Here is a 22,227-nt window from a genome sequence, read left to right as displayed (position 1 = left end):
TATGCGCGCTTTAAACCTTGAATTAACCGCATTTGGACCCTATCGACAACAACAACAGATAGATTTTACCGATTTAGGGGAAGAGCCGATATTTTTGATTACCGGGCCAACTGGTGCTGGGAAAACAACGATTTTTGATGCAATTTGCTATAGTCTATATGGCAAAGCTAGTGGAACTGACCGAGATCAGGATGGATTTCGTAGTCACTTCGCCAATGTTTCTGAACTGACATCCGTTCGTTTCACCTTTGAATTACATCATAAAACGTATCGTGTTATCCGTAGTCCCAAACAACAAAAACCGAAAGCGCGAGGAGAAGGGTATACAGAAGAAGCGGCTAGTGCAAGTCTTTATCTTTATAATCAAGAGCAGCAATGGGAATTAATCGTTTCGAAAATAAAAGATGTCAATGAAACGATCGAAGAAATGATCGGTCTTGATTACGAGCAATTTAAGAAGATGATTATGATTCCTCAAGGCGAATTTCGTAAATTAATTTCTGAAAATAGTAAAGAACGCGAAGAGGTACTACAAAAAATCTTCCGGACTTATTTCTATAAAAATATTACTGAAAAATTAAAAGAACAATCCAAAGCTTTGGAAGAGCAATTAGAAAAGCTAGATTGGCAATATCAGCAAGAATTAAATAAGCTCCCTAATGAGATAATCGATCCTGACTCCGATAAAAAGATAAACGAACAGTTAGAAAATCACTATCTCAAGCTAGAAGAACGAAAAGCATTACTAACGAAAGAACTAGAGCAAATAAACAAACAATTAACCTATTTACATGAACAATATTACCAGCAAAAAAAACTCGTAGATCACTTTGACGAGTATGAACAACTGCTAGAAAAGCAGAAACAGTTACAGCAAAAGCAAAAAGAAATAGATTTATTACATGAGAAACTCGAACTGGCAAAAACAGCTGAAAAAATAAAGCCTTTAGAGGAATTAATGCAGACCAGGCAACAAGAGTGGCAAACTCAACAACAGAAACTTGAAGCTCTAACCAAACAACAGCAAGAAATGCACATTCATTTCGAACAAACTAAAGATAAATATGAAGTAGAGCAAAAGAAAGAGCAAGAACGTGAAGCCTTACAATTTCAATTTAAAGAGCAACAGCAATTACTTGCGAAAATGGACGAATTGGAAGCTGCCGGAACAGAATTAAATAAATTGGACGAGACAAGAAAGCGGATAAAAGAAAAACAAAATTTATTAGAGAATAAAGTAAAAGAACTGGAAAAATCGAAAGAAACGAGTTACGAGATCAGAGATAAGATCCATGAATTAAAAAGCATCTTGCAACAACTACATCATGATAAAGAACAACTACAGCGAAAAGCAGCGGATATGCGAGATTTAAAGAATGAATATCGAGAGTTACTCGTGTTAAGAAAAGATTATCAGCAATACCAAAATGTAGTTAATAAATTGCAAACGAAAGCTGATGCACAGGTAAAAAGATGTGAACAGCTTGAACAGGAAAGAAAAAAACATTTTGCAAGTTATTTGGCAGCATCATTAGAAGATGGAGATAAATGTCCGGTTTGTGGATCTGATCATCATCCTGAGCTCGCCAATATAGAAGATTCCACTATCTCGGATGAAATGATTGAACAAGAGACCCAATATCTTACTACGTTACAAGAAGAAACAAAAAATATGCAAATGACACTTCTGCAAATTAAAGAGCAAGGTGAAGGGAAGAGGCAAATTGTTACACGGTTAATGCAATCATTAGATATCGATACAGAACAAGTTACAAAAGAACAACTGCAACAAATAGATACATTTCTACGCGAAAGCATCCAAAACAATAATAAAGAATCAGAAAAGCATAACACTAACGTTCAAGATTTACAAAAGCAGTTCAAACAAATACAAACGGCAATTAAGGATTATGATCGATTAAAACAAGAATTAGCTCAAATTCAAGATAAGTATCAGGAATTAAGTAATGAATATCATCAAATACATGCTAAATATACACAGCTTCAAGCACAACTACCAGCAGATGTGGAATCCCCTGCTGCTTTTAAGCAACAAGTTAAGAAATTGGAAAGGAAACTCAATGATAAAATACAGCAGTGGAAAAACATCCAGGCTCATTATGAAAAAACGATTGAAGATAAGAACAAGGTGGACACACAATATCAGGAGGCAAAACAGTTTGCGAATCAGTTACAAGAAAAATACGTACAACAAGAAGAAAAATTTTATCAAGCTCTTGCCAATTATCAATTTGCCTCGATTACAGACTATCAACAAGCACTGCTTCCTTTTGATAAGCAACAAAAAATAGAACAGGAAATAGCGCAGCATAATGAGAAAAAAAATCTAGTAATAAACCGGTTAGACAATCTAAAAGAATGGCTAGACGATACGGAAAAACCTGATTTAACAAAAATAGAAGAAAAGATAGCACAAGTGGAACAAGATAAAGATGAAATGAATAAACAGATCCAAACTATTGTATTTGAAATCGAACAGTTGGTTGATACGGTTCGCAATATAAAAGAATTAGAAGAAAAAATGAAAGAAATAAACGATGATTATTATCACATCGGGGAGTTAGCTGATTTAGCGAGAGGTGATAATACGGCAAGGCTTTCATTTGAGCGATTTGTACTATCGACTTTTCTGGATGAGATATTGTTACAGGCAAATATACGTCTGGATCAAATGACAGACCATCGTTATCAATTAATTCGAAGTGAAGAGTTGGCAAAACGTGGTGCACAGAGTGGTCTTGATCTTGAGGTACTTGATCACTATACCGGTAAGAAAAGGTCAGTAAAAACCCTTTCTGGTGGAGAAGGCTTCAAAGCGGCTCTTAGCTTGGCATTAGGAATGGCTGATATTGTCCAAGCTCATGCAGGCGGTGTACAATTAGATACGCTATTTATTGACGAAGGGTTTGGTACGCTTGATGAAGTATCACTGGAGCAAGCCATTAAATGTTTGAAAGACTTGCAGCAAGATCACCGAGTCATCGGCGTTATTTCCCATGTTGCACAATTAAAAGAAGAAATTAAAGCAAAACTAGTAGTGGATTCATCTCCTAACGGTTCTAATGCGAAGTTTAAAATAGGCTAAAAACACCATAATGATACAACATTCAACAAAAACAATATTAATGCTGTCAAAACATGCGCTTACCCAGGAAATATTATTTGTCATCAAATGTTCATTTCCTGTTATAGAAATCATCCTTTTCATCCTATATGCTGAAATTATCAATAAAGGTACCGAGCAGGAATAATGATGTTATCAGCAGTACTTTTTGGTCTAGTAATAAGTGGTTCTCTTGCAATAATTATTACAGCAGATGTTATATCAGAATAATAGAGTTATAGAACAGTGGTATACACGTGCTTCACCAAGCGCTTGTATACCTTTTTGTATCATAGGTGATCACTTTGAAATGATATGTAGACGGAAAGCATCGCTCCGGCTGCCCGCTTCCCTTTCCGTAAGGTTTTACCTTCAGCTAACTTTTCCAAGCAAAAACCGCTTGAAAAAGTGGATCTTTAGGTAAAACAGTTCCCACAGGAGTTGAAGCGGACGGCCTTCACTATAAAGCAGCTCTACAACGTATGTGACAGCTAACTTTATGAGGTTTTATACAATGTCAAATAACTACTTTGAATAGGACCGGGTAGTAGGCTTTCCCGGTTTTCCTTATTATGAAAGAATGTATAAAAATTAGGACTTGTCTATGTAAGTCCTCAGAAACGGGTGCTCTGTGCTTTTCTTAAATATTTTGTTTGCCTATACCATTCTAGACAAATGAACATATACTATATCAACATGTAACATGGAAGGAGAATGTATATGTTTCGACCACCAAACCAACCACCTATGTTCCCACAACAAAACATACCAACACAGGGACTCTTTCCTCGTGGTCCGGTTCCAAATCAAACGACAAATCCAACTGGGCTGCAAGGAATCTTACAACGGTTCTTACCATCACAAGCTTCTAACATGACCCAGGCAACAAATATGGCAGCAGGTAGCGGTTCTAATCTGATGGGAACGCTAAATAATGTGCAACAAGTTTTAAAAGTAGCACAACAGGCAACACCACTAATCAAAGAATATGGACCGATGATCAAGAACGCGCCAAAATTAATCAATATGATGAAGGCATTAAACGAAATAAATGAAGATGAAGATGCAACTGAGATTGTGGAGAATGAGGAAGAAGAAATAGAAGAAGCGGAAGAATTAACGATAATGGAAAGCACATCATCTTCCCAAAAACAAGCGAAAAATAAAGTTAATCCAAATCGCACAAGCGAATCACAACCAAAACTGTTTATTTAGAAAAACCTCCACCTATTAACGACTATCAAAGTTCTACTTATTCTTTCAACCTTCAAAGTTTTCACTACGTTGAGTTACTTCAACGCTAAAATTTTATAATTTCCAGTACAAAAACAGACCACTTGCATTTTTTTCAGACTAAGAGCACAATAAAAGTAATCACGTTAAGTAGGAGGCTTTTTCATGACAAATCAAGCTCTCGAGAAAGCAATTTTTGCAGGTGGCTGTTTTTGGTGTATGGTGGAACCATTCGATGAGCAACCAGGTATTGAACAAGTGGTATCTGGCTATATAGGTGGAGACAAGCCTAATCCAACATATAAAGAAGTGTGCACCAATACAACAGGTCACCGTGAAGCAGTTGAGATTACCTATAATCCAGCAATTTTTCCCTATCAAAAGCTATTAGAGATTTTTTGGCAGCAAATCGATCCAACTGATCCTGGTGGCCAATTTCATGATCGCGGTGAATCCTATAAAACCGCCATCTATTATACAAATGATGAACAAAAAAGATTAGCAGAACAATCCAAGCAAAACTTGGAAAAAAGTGGTAAGTTTAAGAACCCTATTGTGACAGATATATTACCTGCCAAACCTTTTTATCCAGCAGAAGAAGAGCATCAGGATTACTATAAAAAACAGAGCTTTCATTATAAGATGTATAAAAAAGGTTCAGGAAGAGCAGATTTTATTAAAAGAAACTGGGGGAAACATTATTCAAAAGAAGAGTTAAAAGAACGCCTAACTCCGATTCAATATCATGTTACACAAGAAAATGGTACAGAAAGGCCATTTGACAATGAATATTGGAGTAACGATGAAGAGGGGATATATGTAGATATCGTTAGTGGTGAACCATTGTTTTCAACCACTGATCAATATGATGCAGGCTGTGGATGGCCTAGTTTCACCAGACCGTTAAACCGTAACAGAGTTGCAGAAAAACTAGATACATCACATGGTATGCGAAGAATTGAAGTCAGAAGTGATGAGGCTGATTCTCACCTCGGGCATGTATTTGATGACGGACCGATTGACAAAGGCGGAATGAGATATTGTATTAACTCCGCAGCTTTACGATTTATTCCCAAGCATAAGCTGAAAGAAGAAGGTCTTGAAGAGTACTTGGCATTATTCGAATAACTTCCCGTTGTTTTCGGGAAGTTTTTACATAAAAGAGGGCGTGTACTATGGTTAGAAATATTAGTTATCTTTTGTTCATGTATGCTGCTTCATTAGTCATAACCGGATTGTTCCTTCTTTTTCATTTCCCACTACCATGGATATTAGGACCACTGATTGCTGTATTTATCTTGAATTGGTTAATAAAGGAACCACTTACACAGAACAAAATGATCTTGAACATCAGTTTTTTACTTACTGGTGCACAAATTGGAGCTACTTTTACTTCGAATACTTTAAGTAAAGTGATTCCTTATTTTATTCCATTTTTAATCATTACGTTATTACTCATTTATCTATGTATGAAAAGCGGAGAACTATTAGCTAAATATGCAAACATGGAACCATCAACGGGTGTGTTAGGAAGTATTCCTGGCGGATTATCCGTTATGGTAGCTATGAGTGAATCGATGAATGCTAATACTGGTTTAGTAGCCATCTTTCACACGATTAGACTTATGGCCGTCCTATTTCTTGTGCCGCTGATGGCGTCATTTATGTTTGCACAGACAGATGCACAACAAATGCAGACTGACACTGCAATTGCATTAAATGGTTGGACAGTATTATTGAATTTACTACTATTTGGGATAGCATACCTGTTGCGCTATAAAATTCCGGCACCATATGTCCTGATTCCTATGTTGGCTATAGCAAGCCTGAAACTGCTATCTATACCAGTCAGCGATGTACCGGTGAGTTTATATCATGTTGCTCAATTGTCAATCGGTATTCACTTAGGCTTATCGATAACCATATCAGACATAAAAAAAGCGGGTAATTTCTCCTGGATTTTCTTCCTATTCACTTGCATTATTATCATGATATCGACTGTTCTTGGATATATTTTTGCTATCATGTCTGACCTCAGTTTCGCTACAGCAATGCTTAGCCTAGCACCAGGTGGATTGGTAGAGATGGCCATTACCGCTGGTGAAGTAGGTGCAGATCCATCGATAGTAGGGTCACTGCAATTGGTACGACTGTTATTTATTATTTTGGTACTACCTTTTATCTTTAAAAAAATGACTTCTTCATTCAGTAAACCATAATGGTATTATGTTAACTTGGTAAAATTCCTTGTGTAACAGTCGATAAATGTTTATGATAGAAGGGAAGGAGGGACATAAATGATTCACCAAAATTGGGAAAACAACCGTACAATGAAAAAAATTAAATGTGTCCATACTAATGCTAAAAAATATAAAGTAAATTCTGTTTTATCTGAAGGAGCAATATATGAAGTGAAAAATGAAACAGAAGAATTTTATTTTGTTATTGATAATACCAATCGAATAGCTGGATTTAAAAAGGATTACTTCGAAATTGTTTCATAATGTTTATTAATTGAATATAGTGGGAAAATATATATAATAGGGATTTTATACTATATGATCGTATAAGTTTTTAGTATAAGCAAAACGAAGGCTTTTTCCATAAAGCAAGCCTCTTATTGCTAATGAAAAATGATAGACTTTTCAAAGATTCTCCATAGGAGCTGATAAAATGAAAAGAATTCTTTTGATCCGTCATTGTCAGGCTTTAGGCCAACACAGTGATTCGCCTCTATCAAAAAAAGGCATTCATAAAGCATATGAATTGGCAAGACAATTAGAAAGACTTAGCTTTCCAATAAATCGTATTATTACAAGCCCTTATTTGCGTGCTCAAGAAAGTATCAAACCTTTTGCTGCCCGCCAAGGCATTCCAGTAGAAACTGACGAGCGACTAAAGGAACGGTTGCTAAGTGAGCAGCCTGTAGATGACTGGATCGATATTTTAGAAGAATCTTTTCAAAACTTCCATTTCAAGCTTCCAGGTGGGGAATCATCAAGCGAAGCATATCAACGTGCAGAACAGGTTTTAAATGAGTGCATGAAAGATGAGGTAAATGAGAATATTATTATTGTGACACATGGCAACTTACTTGCACTTATGTTACGGAAATTTCATGTTGATTTTGGGTTCCATGAATGGAAAACTCTTACTAATCCAGATGCTTTTTTAATTCAGCGTATTGGTGGCGAATATATTACCGAAAGAATTTGGGAAGAAAAACAATCTCACTTTTATTAATATGATTTGCAAACTCAATGAAATAAGCTATAATGGTATTCGAACTTTAAAAGTTGTGATAGAATGTATATGTATAGAGATACATAACGATTAATCGTTAAAGGAGGGGACCGTCTTGGCATTTGTAATTACTTCACCTTGTAAAGAAGAAAAAGCAGGCGAATGCGTAGAAGTTTGCCCTGTAGATTGTATAGAAGAAGGAAAAGATATGTTTTATATCGATCCCGATATTTGTATCGATTGTGGCGCATGTGAAGCTGTATGCCCAGTAGAAGCGATTTATATGGAAGATGAAGTACCAGATGATGAGCATGAATATATCTCATTAAACCGCAAGTTCTTTGAGGATAATTAATCCATACAAATTGCAAAACCGCTATAACGGAATAGCGGTTTTTTAATACTTAATTTCAAACTTCTGAAATGCAGTTTCTACTTCCTCTTCTGTAATTTCAATATTTTTCACTTTTGCAAAGAAGGAGGGACCCTTTTTTACTTGCATCAAAAATGCGTCAATTTTATTAACTTCACCTTGTGCTTTGATTTCTACAGAGCCATCATTAAGATTCTTCACCCATCCAATAATATCGTTCTCGACTGCTACTTGTTGCGTGAAGGAACGAAAGCCTACACCTTGTACACGACCTGAAACTATTACATGAACTTGTCTCAATATAATCACCTCTTTCCTATGATAGTATCATTGTAAATTTCACAATTCAAAGTAAACGAAAGGAGTTATAAATGAAAACGCTTTATCCGAATCAAATAGATGACTTTAAAATCGGTCACAATCAAAACCAAACTGCCTTAACTGGATGTACTGTAATTATTTGTGAAGAAGGAGCCGTAACTGGTGTTGATGTAAGAGGAGGAGCACCTGGCACTAGGGAAACAGATTTATTAGCTTCAGAGAACACAGTGGAGAAAGCTCATGCTACATTTCTGGCTGGGGGAAGTGCTTATGGATTGGATGCTGGCAGTGGTATAATGAAATTTCTTGAGGAAAAAGAAATCGGCTACGATGTACAGTCGACAAAAGTGCCAATTGTACCTGGTGCTATTCTTTTTGATCTCGGTGTTGGGAATGCCAAAGTACGACCCGATCAGGATATGGGATTTAAGGCTTGCGAGAATGCTTATCAAAAGGAGAAATTGTTTGGAAATATTGGTGCAGGGACAGGTGCAACGATTGGAAAAGCTTTAGGACCTGAATACAGTATGAAAGCAGGGATTGGTTATGCTGGTTATGAATTAGGTCCCTTACAAATTGCAGCTACAGTTGCCGTTAATGCAGTAGGTGATGTCATCGATCCATTAATAGGTAAACAAATAGCAGGAATATTCGACAGGAAAAAGAATCAATTATTATCTACCTCTGACATATTATTAACAAAAGCAGAGCAATCATTTAACCAAAATGGTTATTTTGGAAATACAACGATAGGTACAATTATGACAAATGCCAAATTAACGAAAGCGCAGACGAACAAAATCTCTTCGATTGCGCAAGATGGCATTGCCAAAACAATCGATCCATCGCATACACTGATGGATGGTGATACCTTATTTACTATGGCATCTAACAAAATAGAAGTAGATCCTACTATCATATGTGTGTTAGCCACAAAAGTGGTAGCTGAAGCCATTATAGATGGTGTTAAAAAAGCAAAAACAACTTTAGGCTATCCTGCTGTCCAAGATTTATCGTTATAACTGATTGGAGTGTAGAAAATGGATAAGAAAAAATGCCTTATATTACTAATACCATTTATTGTTTTGGGACTAGTACTTATTTATTTTCTTCCTAGGAGTCATAATCATTATGCATTACTCACCATTTTCGTTTTCTGGATCATGTCTTACGGATGGATGTACTACAAAGTGAGACTATGATCAGTGAGGTTTTACAGACGTTTAGCGCGTGATAATAAAACCTGAGCAAAGTCTGCCTAGAACGCTAGCAAGAAGAAACATGGTTGCTTTTATACGATAAGTTAACATGCTACTTCTGACAAATATTGTCGCATCTTCTAATAGAAAAGGACGATCGTTCCTACTCCTTAGAAGCGCGCGCAGAAAAGCGGGAAGGTAAGCCAGAGCGCTGGATTCCTATAATTTATATTTCATCAAAATAAACACAGCAGTCTATTATAAAAATCCTAGTGAAGAAGATCAGACCTGAACGGATCCCGAAATATAACTTTTCCGGTTTAGTGTTAGATTATGATCATCAAACACAATTAGCAACCATCCAACAACGAAACCCATTTAAGAGATGACGTTGAATTTTTCGGACCAGATTTCTATCGGTTTCCAGCAAAAAATCACTTGGATGGTCGATGAAAACGGAAAAAGTATCGATATAGCAAAACATCCAATGATGAAGGTAAGAGTGAAAGTAGACAAACCTGTTAGATATTTTAATATGATGCGAAAACAACGGTGAAGTTGTGATATTCCTCTTTTTTTTGGTTATGCTAGAAATAATATTAAAAAAAGGGGGATTTCTTATGCATCAACCGATTTGGTTAGACACAGATATTAGACGCTTTTCTGCTTTGAATGAAAGCCTTCAAACCGAAGTCACCATTGTTGGTGGTGGGATTACCGGTGTTTTATCCGCATATCTCTTGTCTCAGAACGGGATTCGTGTTGTGTTATTGGAAAGGGGCAGATTGCTTCATGGAACGACCGGACATACAACAGCAAAAGTAACGGCGCAACACGGTTTAATCTATCATGAAATACTGGAACATTTTGGTTTAGAAAATACACAAAAATATTATCAAAGCCAAGTTGAAGCAATCCAATTTATTAAAGATACTGCCGATCACTATCAAATCCCATGTCAATTTGATCACCAAGATGCCATTTTATATACAAACAGTGAACAAAATCAACAAAAACTAGAGGAAGAAGCAAAAGCTTATCACAAATTGAAGATTACCGGAGACTTAAAGGATAGTATCCCTTTTTCTATCCCATTGAAGTCGGCGTTAGTAATGTATGATCAAGCGCAATTTCATCCAATTGATTTTCTCAAAGTAATGATCGATAAGATACTGGACAATGGCGGCGAAATATATGAAGACACGACAGCAGTGGATATTGATTATCAAAACAAAGTGATTGTAAGAACAGCTCGCAACCATAATGTCTTGTCCGACCATGTTATTATTGCTACACAATTTCCATTCTACGAAGGACAAGCATTTTACAGCACCAGAATGTATCCTTCGAGATCATATGTGCTAGGTTTAACATCTAATCAGGATTATCCAGGTGGGATGTATTTAGATATTGATCAACCGAAACGATCTATTCGTTATGTAAAAAATGAAAATGAAACTGTTTGGTTGTTAGGCGGGGAATCACACAAAACAGGGCAATATCATAAAGAAAATACTGATCCATATCGTGACTTGCAGCATTTTGGTTCACAATACCTAGACGTAAAGGATTGGCAATATCAATGGTCAACACAAGATTTTACTACGTTAGATAAAATTCCGTATGTCGGTTCATTAAACAGAAGACATCCCAATGTATACGTTGCAACTGGATTCCGTAAATGGGGTATGACCAATAGTGTTGTAGCAGCACATTTGTTAACAGATCTCATTATGGATAAAGATAATCCATACAAAGAGCTGTATCAGCCGCAGCGTTTTCATGCTGATCCAGATGTAAAGAAATTTATTAGTTATAACTCCAATGTAACTAAAGAATTTGTTAAAGGAAAACTAGATGTTCAGAATGAACAAGATGACCTAGAACCAGAAACAGCTGTAAAAAGGAAACGTAACGGACAAATTGTAGGAATTTATAAAGATAAACAGAACCAAGTACATGCTGTCGATACAACATGTACACATCTTGGGTGTGAGTGTAACTGGAATCAAGCTGAAAAAAGTTGGGATTGTCCGTGTCATGGATCAAGATTTTCATACGATGGTACAATTATTGAAGGTCCAGCAACTAAACATTTAAAGAAAATAGATCTAGAAAATTAAATTCTGTCTCAATATCTTAAGTATACTTTTTCTTTGAGATATTGAGACCCTCTTTTCGAATTACTTCCTATAATATATATTATGTAAACTAATAAATAAGATTAAGATTTTACTCTTGTTTAGTTGTCAGCTCTCAATAAATAGTTTGACACACATCATTTCTCTTAAGTATGTTGCCACCTCCCCTCTCTTTCATTGTAAAAAATACAACATTTATTCTTCCCACCTTCTCGTAATGACGCTAAGCTCAATTATGTATGATATCAGTGTTATTTACTTTTGTAACATTTCTTGCGTATTAGCCAATTAGCTTACTCTGTTTAAGTGATGCCTCAAAATAGTTACAACTTTCCGTTTTCTATTCCATAGTATAGTCAAAATATACTATTTTAGAGTAAAGATAAGGAAGTCTATGATTACTTATGGTATTCTATAAGAAATTGTAAATTGTTAGGATGTTGCTTTTGGATAAATCAAAGTTGGAAGCTGAAATTCGTTCGTTGCAAAACCAATTGTATGAATTAGGAAATGAAACAAATCAGTACTCTATCGGGGAAATTCTCAAGCTAAGTAAACAGCTAGATGAGAAAATTATCCTTTATCAGAAATTGAAACTACGTAATAAAAACAAGTAAAATTGTCACAATCTTAAATAATTTGTTACAATTCAATTATAGTTTGTTTTTATAACTAGCAGCTAGGAGGAATTCAATGAATGATTTTGATGCATACATACGAGCTTCTAAAAACAAATGTGAAACGACCTATAATATGACTCCTAATGAAGTTCCTTTTCTAAAAGTCAGACTTACTAAACAAGAATTACAAAATCGAAAACAAAGATTTGTTAAAGAATTAAGAGTTGTTCAACACTTTATGCAAAAGCTAATTCAATATATGGAAGGTATACCAACATTGATTATTACTACAGATAATCAAGGATATATATTAGATATTTACGGAGATCAGAGTATTAAAGAAATGGTTGATTCCCTTGGAATAACGCTAGGGGTTAGATTCAACGAAAAGGATGTTGGCACAAATTCAGTTTCGTTAGCTTTAGAACACCAAAAACCAATTGCAATAATTGGTAAAGAGCATTTTCATGATTGCTTATCAGAAGCTGCATGCTATTCCTCCCCTTTTTGCTTTTCAACTAATGGTAGTTTAGTTGGCACTGTTTCCATGATGACAACCGTTAACTTTGCTAGTAACTTTTATCTCGGACTTTTGTCATCGGCTGTTGATACAATCGAGCGGGAGATTCAACTTCAAGAAAAAAATCACCAACTTCATTTGTTGAATCAAATATTGATAGATTCGACGCCTATAGGTATAGTAATGACAGACAAAAATGGCGACTTGCTAGAATTCAATTCCAGTGCTGAAGAAATATTCGGTATTAAAAGAGAAGAAGTAATGAATAACGGAATTGAACAAATTGGTCAGATAGGTGAATATACTAATTATGTTCTGGAGACAGAGAAAAAAGTAGAGAACGCTGAAGTTTCGTTTCAGTTGGGAGAAAGCGATTACTCTAAAAATCTCCTTCTCGATGTCTTACCTCTTTTTGATGAAGGCCAAATGATTGGTGCCTTTGCTCAATTTAGAGATATGACTAATTACCACGAATTACAACAGAAGCTTATAGAGTCTGAAAAATTATCTACAATAGGTAAGCTAGGGGCCGGATTAGCACACGAAATTAGAAATCCTCTCACATCCATAATCGGTCTCACCCATCTAATGAAAGAAAATAAATATAAAGCTGAATATCTTGATATTATTACCGCTGAATTAGAACGAATGGACAATTTAGTGACTCAATTTGTCTCATATGGCAAGCCATCTACTATTAATCGTTTAAGTTGCTGTTTACATGATCTTATTCGTGAAACTGTTGAGTTAATGAAAAATAATGCTCGTCTTCATAATGTCAACATATACGTCGAATGTTCAGTAAAAGATGCTGAAGTTTATATTGATAAATATAAGATCAAACAAGTACTGATTAATTTCATGAAAAATGCCTTAGAGGCTATGCCTGATGGTGGAAATATTTGTGTTAGGATAGAATCAGACTTAAAAAATAGTGAAGTTCATATCTCTATAAAGGATGAAGGAATAGGGATGACAAAGGAACAAGTGAATAACTTAGGTAAACCTTTTTTCACTACTAAAGAAAATGGACTTGGCATGGGGTTACCTATTTGCTTTGATATCATACATGCTCATAACGGAAGAATTGAATTTAATTCTGAGAAAGGAAAAGGAACTGAAGTATATTTAGTCCTACCTCAAAATAATGAATAAGAAAGGAAAATCGATGATGAAAAAAGTTTCAACAGTATTGGTAGAAAACCTTAAACGGTTAGGAATTACTCATGTATTTGGAATACCAGGTAAAGCAATCGTACCATTATTAGTTGAATGTGAGCATCAGAATATACAATTTGTTCTTTCCAGACATGAATCAGGAGCGGGTTTTGCTGCAGCTGGCTATGCACTAAAAAAAAGGATAGGTGTAGCATTAGGCACATCTGGACCCGGGGGAACTAATCTATTAACAGCTGCTGGACAAGCGAAAGCATATCACTCCCCTACTTTGTTTATCACGGGACATCCATCAGCAAAAGATACCGGTAAAGCACAAGGACAAGACTCTTCTATATTTGGTACTGACCTTGTCAGAATGTTTGAAGCTGTTACGTTATTTAGTGCCCGGGTTGACAGAGGTGATCAATTAGAACTGTTGCTTAAGCATGCAATTGAAAAAGCGACTTCAGGTATAAAAGGACCAGTCCACCTGTCCATACCGATGGATATTTTACAAGAAGAAATTCCAGCATTTACAGTTGATGTACCAATTTTTACGTCTACTGTAGTATCCAATCAAATGGACACTGTCATCACCAAGCTAAATGAGGCAGAAAAACCTGTTCTATTTCTAGGGAAAGGTGTCCACCTATCACAAGCTTATGAAGAAGTAAGATGGTTAGCAGAACAATGGCAAGTACCAGTTATGACTACTCCTGGGGGTAAAGGGACATTTCCAACTAATCATCCGCTATCTTTAGGTGCGTTTGGTTTGGGAGGTAATGAAAAAGCAACCAAGTTCCTTGAAGATAGAGTCGATCAAATGATTGTAATTGGTAGCAAACTTAGTGATATGTCCTTAGCAGGGTTTTCAGAAGCAGTCTATCCGAAACAGCTCATTCAATTTGATTTTGACCCTACGTTTGTACAAAAGTCTCTTCCGCTCCCTACTTTATATATTCAAGGAGATATTAAAGCTAATTTAATTGAACTTCAACGGAACTCTAGATTTAATAGTTTAGAAGTAAAAAGGTCTCCCCACTATATCGAATATCTTGAAGAAAATGATACTCCTTCAGATATTAATGAAAATGAAGCATATCTATCTGCGGAAGAAGCAATTAAAGAAGTTCGAAAATACTTACCAAAAGATTCAATACTGTTCGGAGACGACGGCAGTCATACTTTTTATGCCATAAAACACTACGACATTTATGAACCAGGAACTTTTTATTTCGATGATGTGTTTGGAACAATGGGACATGCAATTGGATATGCTATCGGTGCAAAATTGGCTTCGCCAGAAAAAACGATTGTATGCTTAACGGGTGATGGTTGTACGTTTATGCATGGCACTGAAATTGCAACTGCAGTCGATCAAAGTTTACCTGTTATTTACATTGTATTTAATAACATTGCTCTTGATATGGTAGATAAAGGAATGAGAAAAATGATTGGACACTCTATTGGCGCTACGTATCAACATGTATTAGATGTTTCATTGTTTGCGGAATCATTAGGAGCTACATCTTATTCTTGCCGCAATACAGAGGATATTAAAAATGCTATTATTCAGGCACTTAAAACAGATAATGGTCCAACAGTTGTTGAAGTAATGGTTGATCCAAATGAAACTCCTCCGATTTTAAACAGGGTTTGACGAAAGTTTTTTGTTTTTGCTAATTTTACCAACTTCACTTTCCCATTTAAGGGGCTTTTCATACTATTTATCAAACTTCAACGTACTATTCTTAATGTACTAAACGTATAACTAGTGTCATGATATGCTGAGTTGATACCACTTTTTTCTCTTAAATCTTTTGGCACATACTTTGTTTTTAAGGTAATGTCAAAATCTGATTTGAATGGAAATGGAGTTATTCTAATTTCATTTTTACTTCTCCACTCCGCAGCATATTGTTGACCATTTATCCATGTATCAAACCCATTAACAAACCAATGATGCTCTTCATTTTTGGTTGCCCCCTCCTCGTTTAAACAAACGTAAAGAGATAGTTCATCTAAGAACCGCAATAATCGGTAATGCTGTGAAATCACTTTATCGTTGAGATCAGGGTATTTCGTTTTTATTTGTTGTTGTCTTTGCTGTTCATTTTTCATGTAGTCTTTGCAATCCTGCTGTTCAGATTGGCGGATATCTCCGAATGAAGTATAGTGAATACTACATAACAAAGCAGCATACGGATTGATATTTTCTACTTCATCAATTCCCTTTTTATACATCGCTATTTTAGGTAAAAGAGGGTAATCTGTAAATGAATATGGAGAATTTTGCTGATCATTCCAAATGGGAACTTGGTCCAATCTAATCCAGGCACGATCATGCTCGGTTATGGAAAGTATAACAGTGTCTCGATAGTTAGTATGAATAAAAAAGTCATCTCTGAGCTGCTTTGCAAGCTCTCCTGAAAATTCAGCATGGTGATGCTGTGTAGTCATTTTAAAAAATTCCCCTGTATCCAAAATGATCATCATTCAACCTCCCATGTATTTGTTTCAAAATAAATACGTATCTTTGTATACAATCAAAAGATTATTGTGATTCCATGTTTCTAATATATTCGAAAGCCTTTGCGGGTTGAGCATCTTCGAGTCGTCTGCGAATTAATTGAGCACACTCTTTAGGAGAATGCAACGAAGTATCAACTTCTATGTCATAAATACCAGGTACATGGACAAGCTGTTGCCATAAAGCAACTGGTTTTGGCACAGTACTACCATTGTTGTAACCAATGTTCCATGTCTTTATCCTTCTTTCCATAACAACGTCTATGGGACAACGGACACCTACGAACCAAACAGGAAAGCCTTCTAGTATCTTGGTACATTTGTGAAGAATTCCTAGAGGAACAGAATATCCTTCATGATGACCTACGTCCATCACAACGTTTAATCCTGAACGACTAAACGCTGCTATTGCTTCATACATAGCTTGATACATGGTATTGACAAGCGGCTCAAGATCCGGGCGTTCACCACCAGGTCGTAAACCAATGCCAGGCTGAAATCGATCTGGAGTCATTTGCATAAACTGATCAACACCAAAGTTCATCCATACACCTTCAAAAGTGTTCTGAATACTTAATGCAATGCTGGACTTACCAGATCTTGGCGTACCGTTTAGGATTATTATATTTCCGTATTCATTTTCTTTCAACAACTATTCCTTCCTCCTTTTACCTGTATTGTTTCAATTAGTTAGTTCCATAAATGCATAGAATGTCTCCTAATGAAACGTCTCTACAATGGTGAGAAATTCACTTTATACACTATTTCCTTCTTATTCATTATCATAGGCACTATACCAATGGTATGGTTGCAGTACCTTCAATGTTTTATATTCTAGTTTACCATCAGGATTAGTTACAGCGGCTTTTACATGTTCTCCCCAATAAAAAAGTCTTTCCTGGCAAACACCACAAGGAGTTAGGATTTTAAATTCATCATTTTCGTCTTCTCTTACTACACATACAGTATGGGTTATCTTTGTATTTAATTTATGTGCTTCAAGGATTGCACCTGTTTCTATACATAGTTCTGTTGAAGCATTCATAACTTCTGGAGACACACTAGTTAAGATTTGACCATCTTCGGTGTACATTGCAGCTGCCCCACCCCACCCGGTAGGATATCTAGTTTTTATTAGTTCGATTGCTGATTGATAGAGTTTTTGTTCAATATTCATTTGTATTCCCCCCCTATACTCCCCCTAATGATAACAGAAAAAGTGTTCTTCAACTATTCAATCTAATTATGTAACAGGACAAAAAGAATAGACCATCCTAAAATTCAATATATTTTAAGGACCATCCATTTAATAAAGGAGATGCTATTAGTTGTTTTTTAACAGTCGTTTTATCATTCTAATTTGTCCGCGATGGTTAATCTCATCTTCCATGACATGAAACCATAGATAATAATTATTATAGGAGACATGGTTATCCCACTTGTGCTCTTCGAACAACCAACTATCGTTCTTGGACTGCAAATAGGTTAATGTACCTTCTCTTACTTGTGTGAATTTATTTACATAATAATCTAGAGGCTGATTATTTATATTTTTTCTGCCTTTTTCACCTAATTCTAGCGAGGTTCTCCACTCCGCATATTCACTTTCATTTAAGTCTCGTTCTTCAAATGAAATAACTTGATGAACAAATTCAATGGACGCAACATGGGATAAAAGAGCCCCAATCGAATTTGAAGTATTAGTAGCTAAGAAATCTAAATCATCTTGACTCAAATTTGCAATTTCTTGGAGAGTTACATTTCTGGTTAATTCTAGCATGGATACAAGTTCTCCAATTCTGTCACTAAAGTTTTCTTTAGGTGTTATTCTATAGTCAAGCATCAATTTGCCTCCTTTAAAGTGAATGTTGCTCTCATTCGGATAAACTTACTTCTTCGCTTTCATTTTCAAATTCACCATACGCTTGTTGGAAAAGATTCAAAGAAGATATCGCTTTAGGAAAACCGACATAACCACTACAATGATTAATCAATTCTAGAATTTCTTCCTTTGTTAATCCTACCTTAAGAGCGGCTTTGAAATGGAAAATTAGCGCAGTTCCGTGATCACCTTGTGAAATAAGAGATGATAAAGTAATCAAAGCACGTTGACGAGAATCTAACGTATCATTAGAATAAATATCGCCATATCCGAATTCTAAAGCCATGTTTGCTAGCCTAGGAGAATACGCCTGCACAGCTTCCATCGTTTTAACCCCTTGTTCACCGGCAATTTCTCTAATTTTGTTCCACCCCATTTGTCGTTTATCCATGTTTTCATCCCTTTCTATTAAAATCATTAATTACTAACTAATTCTATATCCATTCGAATATTCCTTTATTTTACTAACGATTATTACGGTACTTTTCAGTTCAAAATCAGTAAAAAAGAGTATGAAGAAAATTATTAAGGCTTCTTCACACTCTATTAGTACAAATGGTATATGATATTTATTTAAATAAACCTAACATAAAATCGATTTTGTCTGCGGATTCTGGAAAATCAATAAGAGGATTTCTATTCTTTTGCCTATGATAGATTTCTTTATTACGATGTTTTTCGTAAACAGATACGGCAAAATTTTTGTGCCAATTTACTAGCATTTCAATATCTTTATCGTTATAATGGTTGATTTTTCCTGGGTATCTTATCAAAAAGTACAATGTCGCTCGGGCAACCTCCCCTTTTCCACTTTCGGGTTCAAACTTCTCATCTTCGTATTTCCCACAACTTGTTTTTATCGTTTCGGTTTCCACTTCTGGTGTGTAGTCTTCAAAATCAAAATAAGGATAATTAGATCTGGTCGAATTACACTTTTTTTCGCATGTGAAAAGATGGTGTAAATCACCTCTCATCGGATTGCCCTGATCAAACCATGATTGAGGTACGACATGTTCACAATTAAACATGTTTTCCCTTTCAATGACCGCTACCGCTTTGTTCCATACATCATCATTTTGAAGGTTATTATTTAACAACTTATCATATTCTTTTTTTCTTTTTAGAGCTGCTTCGTGATCTTCTCTAATGGCTTGCTCAGGATTCTTGTGGCTACCTGAATAGATACTTTTAAGGTTCCCGTCCATATGGAGATCAATTGTAGAATAAAGATAATCACGCGTTTCAGAATTATAAGGAAGCTGATTTTTGTGTGTTGTTGTAATTAACTGATGAAATTGCTCAAACAATTTAGATTTATCTGTTTCATCAAAATTAATGTCACGGTAATAATCCATGACAATACGAGAGTCTTCCTCTTCATCATAATACTTTTTCGTATTTTTAATTTTCTTTTGATACTCCCTTAATTCCATCAATGCGCTCTTTAAATCTTTCCCTTCCAACTTATTCAAGATTATTCCCCCTTCTGCTTGTCATAAGAAATGGACAGGAAGGAGGATTTTTAACAACCTACCTGTCCATTCATATATAACAACGCACATTACTTCTTGATAGTTAGCTCAATGATTTTCTATCTAGTTTTAAGATCAATCAGTTCCCTCCACACTTGGAGCACTAATTCGATCTAATTGGTCAACTAGGTTCAATAGGAGAAAGCCATTTCCCTCTGCGGTTTTTTGATAATCAAGTGGTAGCGTACGTCTGATAAGTTGCGCATAGATTTCTGGTTCAACTAGAGATCTATCAAACTCTTTTTCACTTAAATTAATCAGTAAGGCTAAAGCACCTGCAACATGCGGCGCTGCCATCGAGGTTCCTGATAGTTTAGCAAATTTATTATCAATATATGTTGATAAAACTTCTACACCGGGGGCTACAAGATCCACTTCCTTATTAGTATTAGAAAAAGGAGCAAGCTGTAATTCCATATCTACAGCACCAACACAAATCACTTCTGTATACGCTCCGGGGTAAGCATACTCAGGCGTTTCCTCATCCCCGTCTCCTTCATTTCCCGCCGCAACAACGACAGATACATCTTGATTAACTGCATGTTGAATCGCTTCATGCATCTCATCTACGTCATTAGGACCACCTAGAGACATGCAAATAACTCGAGCTCGCTCATTGTTAGGACCACGCCATTCAACTGCATAGTTTATCGCATCTATGATCCAATCATACTCACCTGAACCTTCACCTGTTAACGCCTTTAGACTTAATAGTTTAGCTTTTGGAGCAACACCTACAACTCCCTCACCATCAAGGCTTGCTGCAATCGTTCCAGATACATGTGTTCCATGTCCATTATTGTCTTCATAATTGTCTTGGTCTCCGTTATAATCGGACGTAAAATTTCTGCCACCAATTATTCGTTCCTTGAGATCTGGATGGTCGGACTCAATACCAGTGTCTATAACCGCAATAATGATACCTTCCCCTTCGCTGCTTTCCTCCCAAATGGCAGGAGCCTGTACCAATTGAATACCTTCTGGAGTCTCATTTTTGGAATCCTCAATCGACTGAATCGTGTAAGGTATTAGATGAGCCTTTTTTTGTACCATACGTTATCCTCCTCTTCTAGAATTCCTTCTCCATATAGTATATGTAATAGGCTTGCAAAAGTTTACTAGCTTTACTATATTTAATATATTTGTAATATTTGACATTTTATTCTTATATGGAGAACTTGGGTGAATCATGGATAATTCCTTTATATTGCACATATAAAATAATTAGATTAGATATAAACAAATAAATAAGGAACGTTTATATTTCTCATTTATTTCATTTTAATATATAGAACCTTCACTAGTATCATCTTCTTGTAACTCCAACTCTTGCTTTAATTGTTTTGCTACATAATATATGCTATCTTCTGCCGGTATGAAATAATAGATATTATCCATGATTTGATCTTGGCCATCTATTTCAAATGTTTTGATGTCAGAAGTATCAATGAAAGAATAGATTTGCTGTAAATGGAAAAGTTCTTTTGGACTCAAGCTTGTTGTGATGTTTTTTCCTAAAATATTTGTAATTTCTTCTATTTTAAAGAGTGTTCCTGTTGAAATGGCTTGATTAATTGTTGCCTGTATAAATTGACGTTGTCGTTCATCACGAGAATAGCTATTATTTACTGCACGTTTTCTCATTCGTACAAATGCTAATGCTTCTTCTCCGTTTAATTTACTTTCCCCCTTATCAAAATAGATCCGCTCTCCTCCTATATAAAAATTCTTTTCCCAAAACGGCTCTTTAATATCAATCGTGACACCTCCTAACGCATCCACAATATCTCTAAATCCGTCAAAATTAACGGCCACATATTCATCAATTGGGATATTAAGTAATTCTTCTGCTTTTTCCATGGTAAGTTTATTTTCACCATATCCAGAAATAGAACCATATGTGTATGAAGCATTAATCTTGTGGAAACCTGCATAACGTCCGGCTTCTTGTTCTGTAAATTCCATCCTAGTATCACGTGGAACAGAAGTCATCGTTACCTGTTCTGTATTAGGATTTAGGGTAACAACTATTTGTGTATCAGCACGACCATTTTGACCGTTTGTTTCGTAGTCTTCAACACCAATTAACAAGATAGAGATAGGTTCATCACCGATGGTAACGGCTTCTTTTCTAAGCTCCGATTTGCCTTCCTCACGATCTATCTCTACGTGGGCTTCTTTTGTTGCACCATAGACATGGATGAATAAATAAAAGCCATAGCCAATAACAAAGATCAATAAAAATAATAATATCCTTATGATTCGTTTTTTCCATTTCTTTGACTTTGCTTTTTGTGTACTCAATTTAATAACCTCACTTTTAAAGAATTGTTCTACAAGGAACATGATTGA

22 protein-coding genes are annotated in these 22,227 nt (G+C 35.6%); 13 read left to right on the top strand and 9 right to left on the bottom strand.

The window, feature by feature from the left end; genetic code table 11:
- Position 1: 1 nt before the first annotated feature.
- The 7 genes from GHT08_RS13700 to GHT08_RS13670 all read left to right on the top strand — a co-directional run bounded on the left by GHT08_RS13700 (position 2) and on the right by GHT08_RS13670 (position 7,955).
- Positions 2-3,106 (top strand): AAA family ATPase, encoded by a 3,105-nt coding sequence (locus GHT08_RS13700; RefSeq protein ID WP_163581950.1) that lies wholly within the window; start codon positions 2-4, stop codon positions 3,104-3,106.
- Between the two features lie 738 nt (positions 3,107-3,844).
- Positions 3,845-4,339 (top strand): VrrA/YqfQ family protein, encoded by a 495-nt coding sequence (vrrA, locus tag GHT08_RS13695; RefSeq protein ID WP_163581949.1) that lies wholly within the window; start codon positions 3,845-3,847, stop codon positions 4,337-4,339.
- 183 nt (positions 4,340-4,522) lie between these two features.
- Positions 4,523-5,485: a peptide-methionine (S)-S-oxide reductase MsrA gene (msrA, locus tag GHT08_RS13690; protein ID WP_163581948.1), complete on the top strand. Its 963-nt coding sequence runs from the start codon at positions 4,523-4,525 to the stop codon at positions 5,483-5,485.
- A 47-nt stretch (positions 5,486-5,532) separates the two neighbouring features.
- Positions 5,533-6,576 carry an AbrB family transcriptional regulator gene (locus tag GHT08_RS13685; protein WP_163581947.1) on the top strand — a complete coding sequence of 348 codons (1,044 nt, stop codon included), beginning with the start codon at positions 5,533-5,535 and terminating at the stop codon, positions 6,574-6,576.
- Between the two features lie 78 nt (positions 6,577-6,654).
- Positions 6,655-6,861, top strand: coding sequence for a DUF6501 family protein (locus tag GHT08_RS13680; RefSeq protein ID WP_163581946.1), 207 nt, complete (start codon positions 6,655-6,657; stop codon positions 6,859-6,861).
- Between the two features lie 169 nt (positions 6,862-7,030).
- Positions 7,031-7,600 (top strand): histidine phosphatase family protein, encoded by a 570-nt coding sequence (locus GHT08_RS13675; RefSeq protein WP_163581945.1) that lies wholly within the window; start codon positions 7,031-7,033, stop codon positions 7,598-7,600.
- Between the two features lie 115 nt (positions 7,601-7,715).
- Positions 7,716-7,955, top strand: a complete 240-nt coding sequence (locus GHT08_RS13670) for an indolepyruvate ferredoxin oxidoreductase subunit alpha (RefSeq protein ID WP_153835272.1) — start codon at positions 7,716-7,718, stop codon at positions 7,953-7,955.
- Between the two features lie 42 nt (positions 7,956-7,997).
- Here the strand turns inward: GHT08_RS13670 and GHT08_RS13665 are convergent, their stop codons facing one another.
- Complete coding sequence (locus GHT08_RS13665; protein ID WP_420370978.1) at positions 7,998-8,282, bottom strand: acylphosphatase; 285 nt, start codon at positions 8,280-8,282, stop codon at positions 7,998-8,000.
- Positions 8,283-8,344: 62 nt separating this feature from the next.
- Between GHT08_RS13665 and GHT08_RS13660 the strand changes: the two genes are divergently transcribed.
- From GHT08_RS13660 to GHT08_RS13635, 6 genes are all read left to right on the top strand, one after another.
- Complete coding sequence (locus GHT08_RS13660) at positions 8,345-9,316, top strand: P1 family peptidase (protein ID WP_163581944.1); 972 nt, start codon at positions 8,345-8,347, stop codon at positions 9,314-9,316.
- 568 nt (positions 9,317-9,884) lie between these two features.
- Positions 9,885-10,049, top strand: coding sequence for a U32 family peptidase C-terminal domain-containing protein (locus GHT08_RS22230; RefSeq protein ID WP_238343578.1), 165 nt, complete (start codon positions 9,885-9,887; stop codon positions 10,047-10,049).
- A 64-nt stretch (positions 10,050-10,113) separates the two neighbouring features.
- Positions 10,114-11,616, top strand: coding sequence for an FAD-dependent oxidoreductase (locus GHT08_RS13650; protein WP_163581943.1), 1,503 nt, complete (start codon positions 10,114-10,116; stop codon positions 11,614-11,616).
- Between the two features lie 464 nt (positions 11,617-12,080).
- Entirely contained in the window at positions 12,081-12,251 is a 171-nt protein-coding gene (locus GHT08_RS13645) for a Spo0E family sporulation regulatory protein-aspartic acid phosphatase (protein WP_163581942.1), read from the top strand.
- 76 nt (positions 12,252-12,327) lie between these two features.
- Positions 12,328-13,929, top strand: a complete 1,602-nt coding sequence (locus GHT08_RS13640; protein ID WP_163581941.1) for an ATP-binding protein — start codon at positions 12,328-12,330, stop codon at positions 13,927-13,929.
- A 16-nt stretch (positions 13,930-13,945) separates the two neighbouring features.
- A complete protein-coding gene (locus tag GHT08_RS13635) occupies positions 13,946-15,592 on the top strand; it encodes a thiamine pyrophosphate-binding protein (protein WP_163582009.1) in 1,647 nt (548 codons plus the stop codon).
- Positions 15,593-15,669: 77 nt separating this feature from the next.
- Here GHT08_RS13635 and GHT08_RS13630 read toward each other — a convergent pair whose 3' ends face one another.
- From GHT08_RS13630 to GHT08_RS13595, 8 genes are all read right to left on the bottom strand, one after another.
- The gene (locus GHT08_RS13630; RefSeq protein ID WP_163581940.1) at positions 15,670-16,425 is read right to left on the bottom strand and encodes a DUF3891 family protein; all 756 of its coding nucleotides are present in this window, start codon (positions 16,423-16,425) and stop codon (positions 15,670-15,672) included.
- A 61-nt stretch (positions 16,426-16,486) separates the two neighbouring features.
- Positions 16,487-17,113: a chloramphenicol phosphotransferase CPT family protein gene (locus GHT08_RS13625; RefSeq protein ID WP_163581939.1), complete on the bottom strand. Its 627-nt coding sequence runs from the start codon at positions 17,111-17,113 to the stop codon at positions 16,487-16,489.
- A gap of 120 nt (positions 17,114-17,233) precedes the next feature.
- Positions 17,234-17,638 carry a cytidine deaminase gene (locus GHT08_RS13620; RefSeq protein WP_163581938.1) on the bottom strand — a complete coding sequence of 135 codons (405 nt, stop codon included), beginning with the start codon at positions 17,636-17,638 and terminating at the stop codon, positions 17,234-17,236.
- A gap of 147 nt (positions 17,639-17,785) precedes the next feature.
- A complete protein-coding gene (locus GHT08_RS13615) occupies positions 17,786-18,304 on the bottom strand; it encodes a DinB family protein (protein ID WP_163581937.1) in 519 nt (172 codons plus the stop codon).
- Positions 18,305-18,335: 31 nt separating this feature from the next.
- Positions 18,336-18,734 (bottom strand): carboxymuconolactone decarboxylase family protein, encoded by a 399-nt coding sequence (locus tag GHT08_RS13610; RefSeq protein ID WP_163581936.1) that lies wholly within the window; start codon positions 18,732-18,734, stop codon positions 18,336-18,338.
- Positions 18,735-18,912: 178 nt separating this feature from the next.
- Positions 18,913-19,815, bottom strand: coding sequence for an endonuclease I family protein (locus tag GHT08_RS13605; RefSeq protein ID WP_163581935.1), 903 nt, complete (start codon positions 19,813-19,815; stop codon positions 18,913-18,915).
- Positions 19,816-19,950: 135 nt separating this feature from the next.
- A complete protein-coding gene (locus GHT08_RS13600; protein WP_163581934.1) occupies positions 19,951-20,928 on the bottom strand; it encodes a S8 family peptidase in 978 nt (325 codons plus the stop codon).
- Positions 20,929-21,156: 228 nt separating this feature from the next.
- The gene (locus GHT08_RS13595; RefSeq protein ID WP_238343577.1) at positions 21,157-22,179 is read right to left on the bottom strand and encodes an LCP family protein; all 1,023 of its coding nucleotides are present in this window, start codon (positions 22,177-22,179) and stop codon (positions 21,157-21,159) included.
- Positions 22,180-22,227: the final 48 nt, after the last annotated feature.

Source organism: Gracilibacillus saliphilus (assembly GCF_010994085.1).
Taxonomy (GTDB): domain Bacteria; phylum Bacillota; class Bacilli; order Bacillales; family Amphibacillaceae; genus Gracilibacillus; species Gracilibacillus lacisalsi.
The sequence above is the reverse complement of the archived record's forward strand: the minus strand, read 5'-3'. Positions and strand labels throughout refer to the sequence as shown.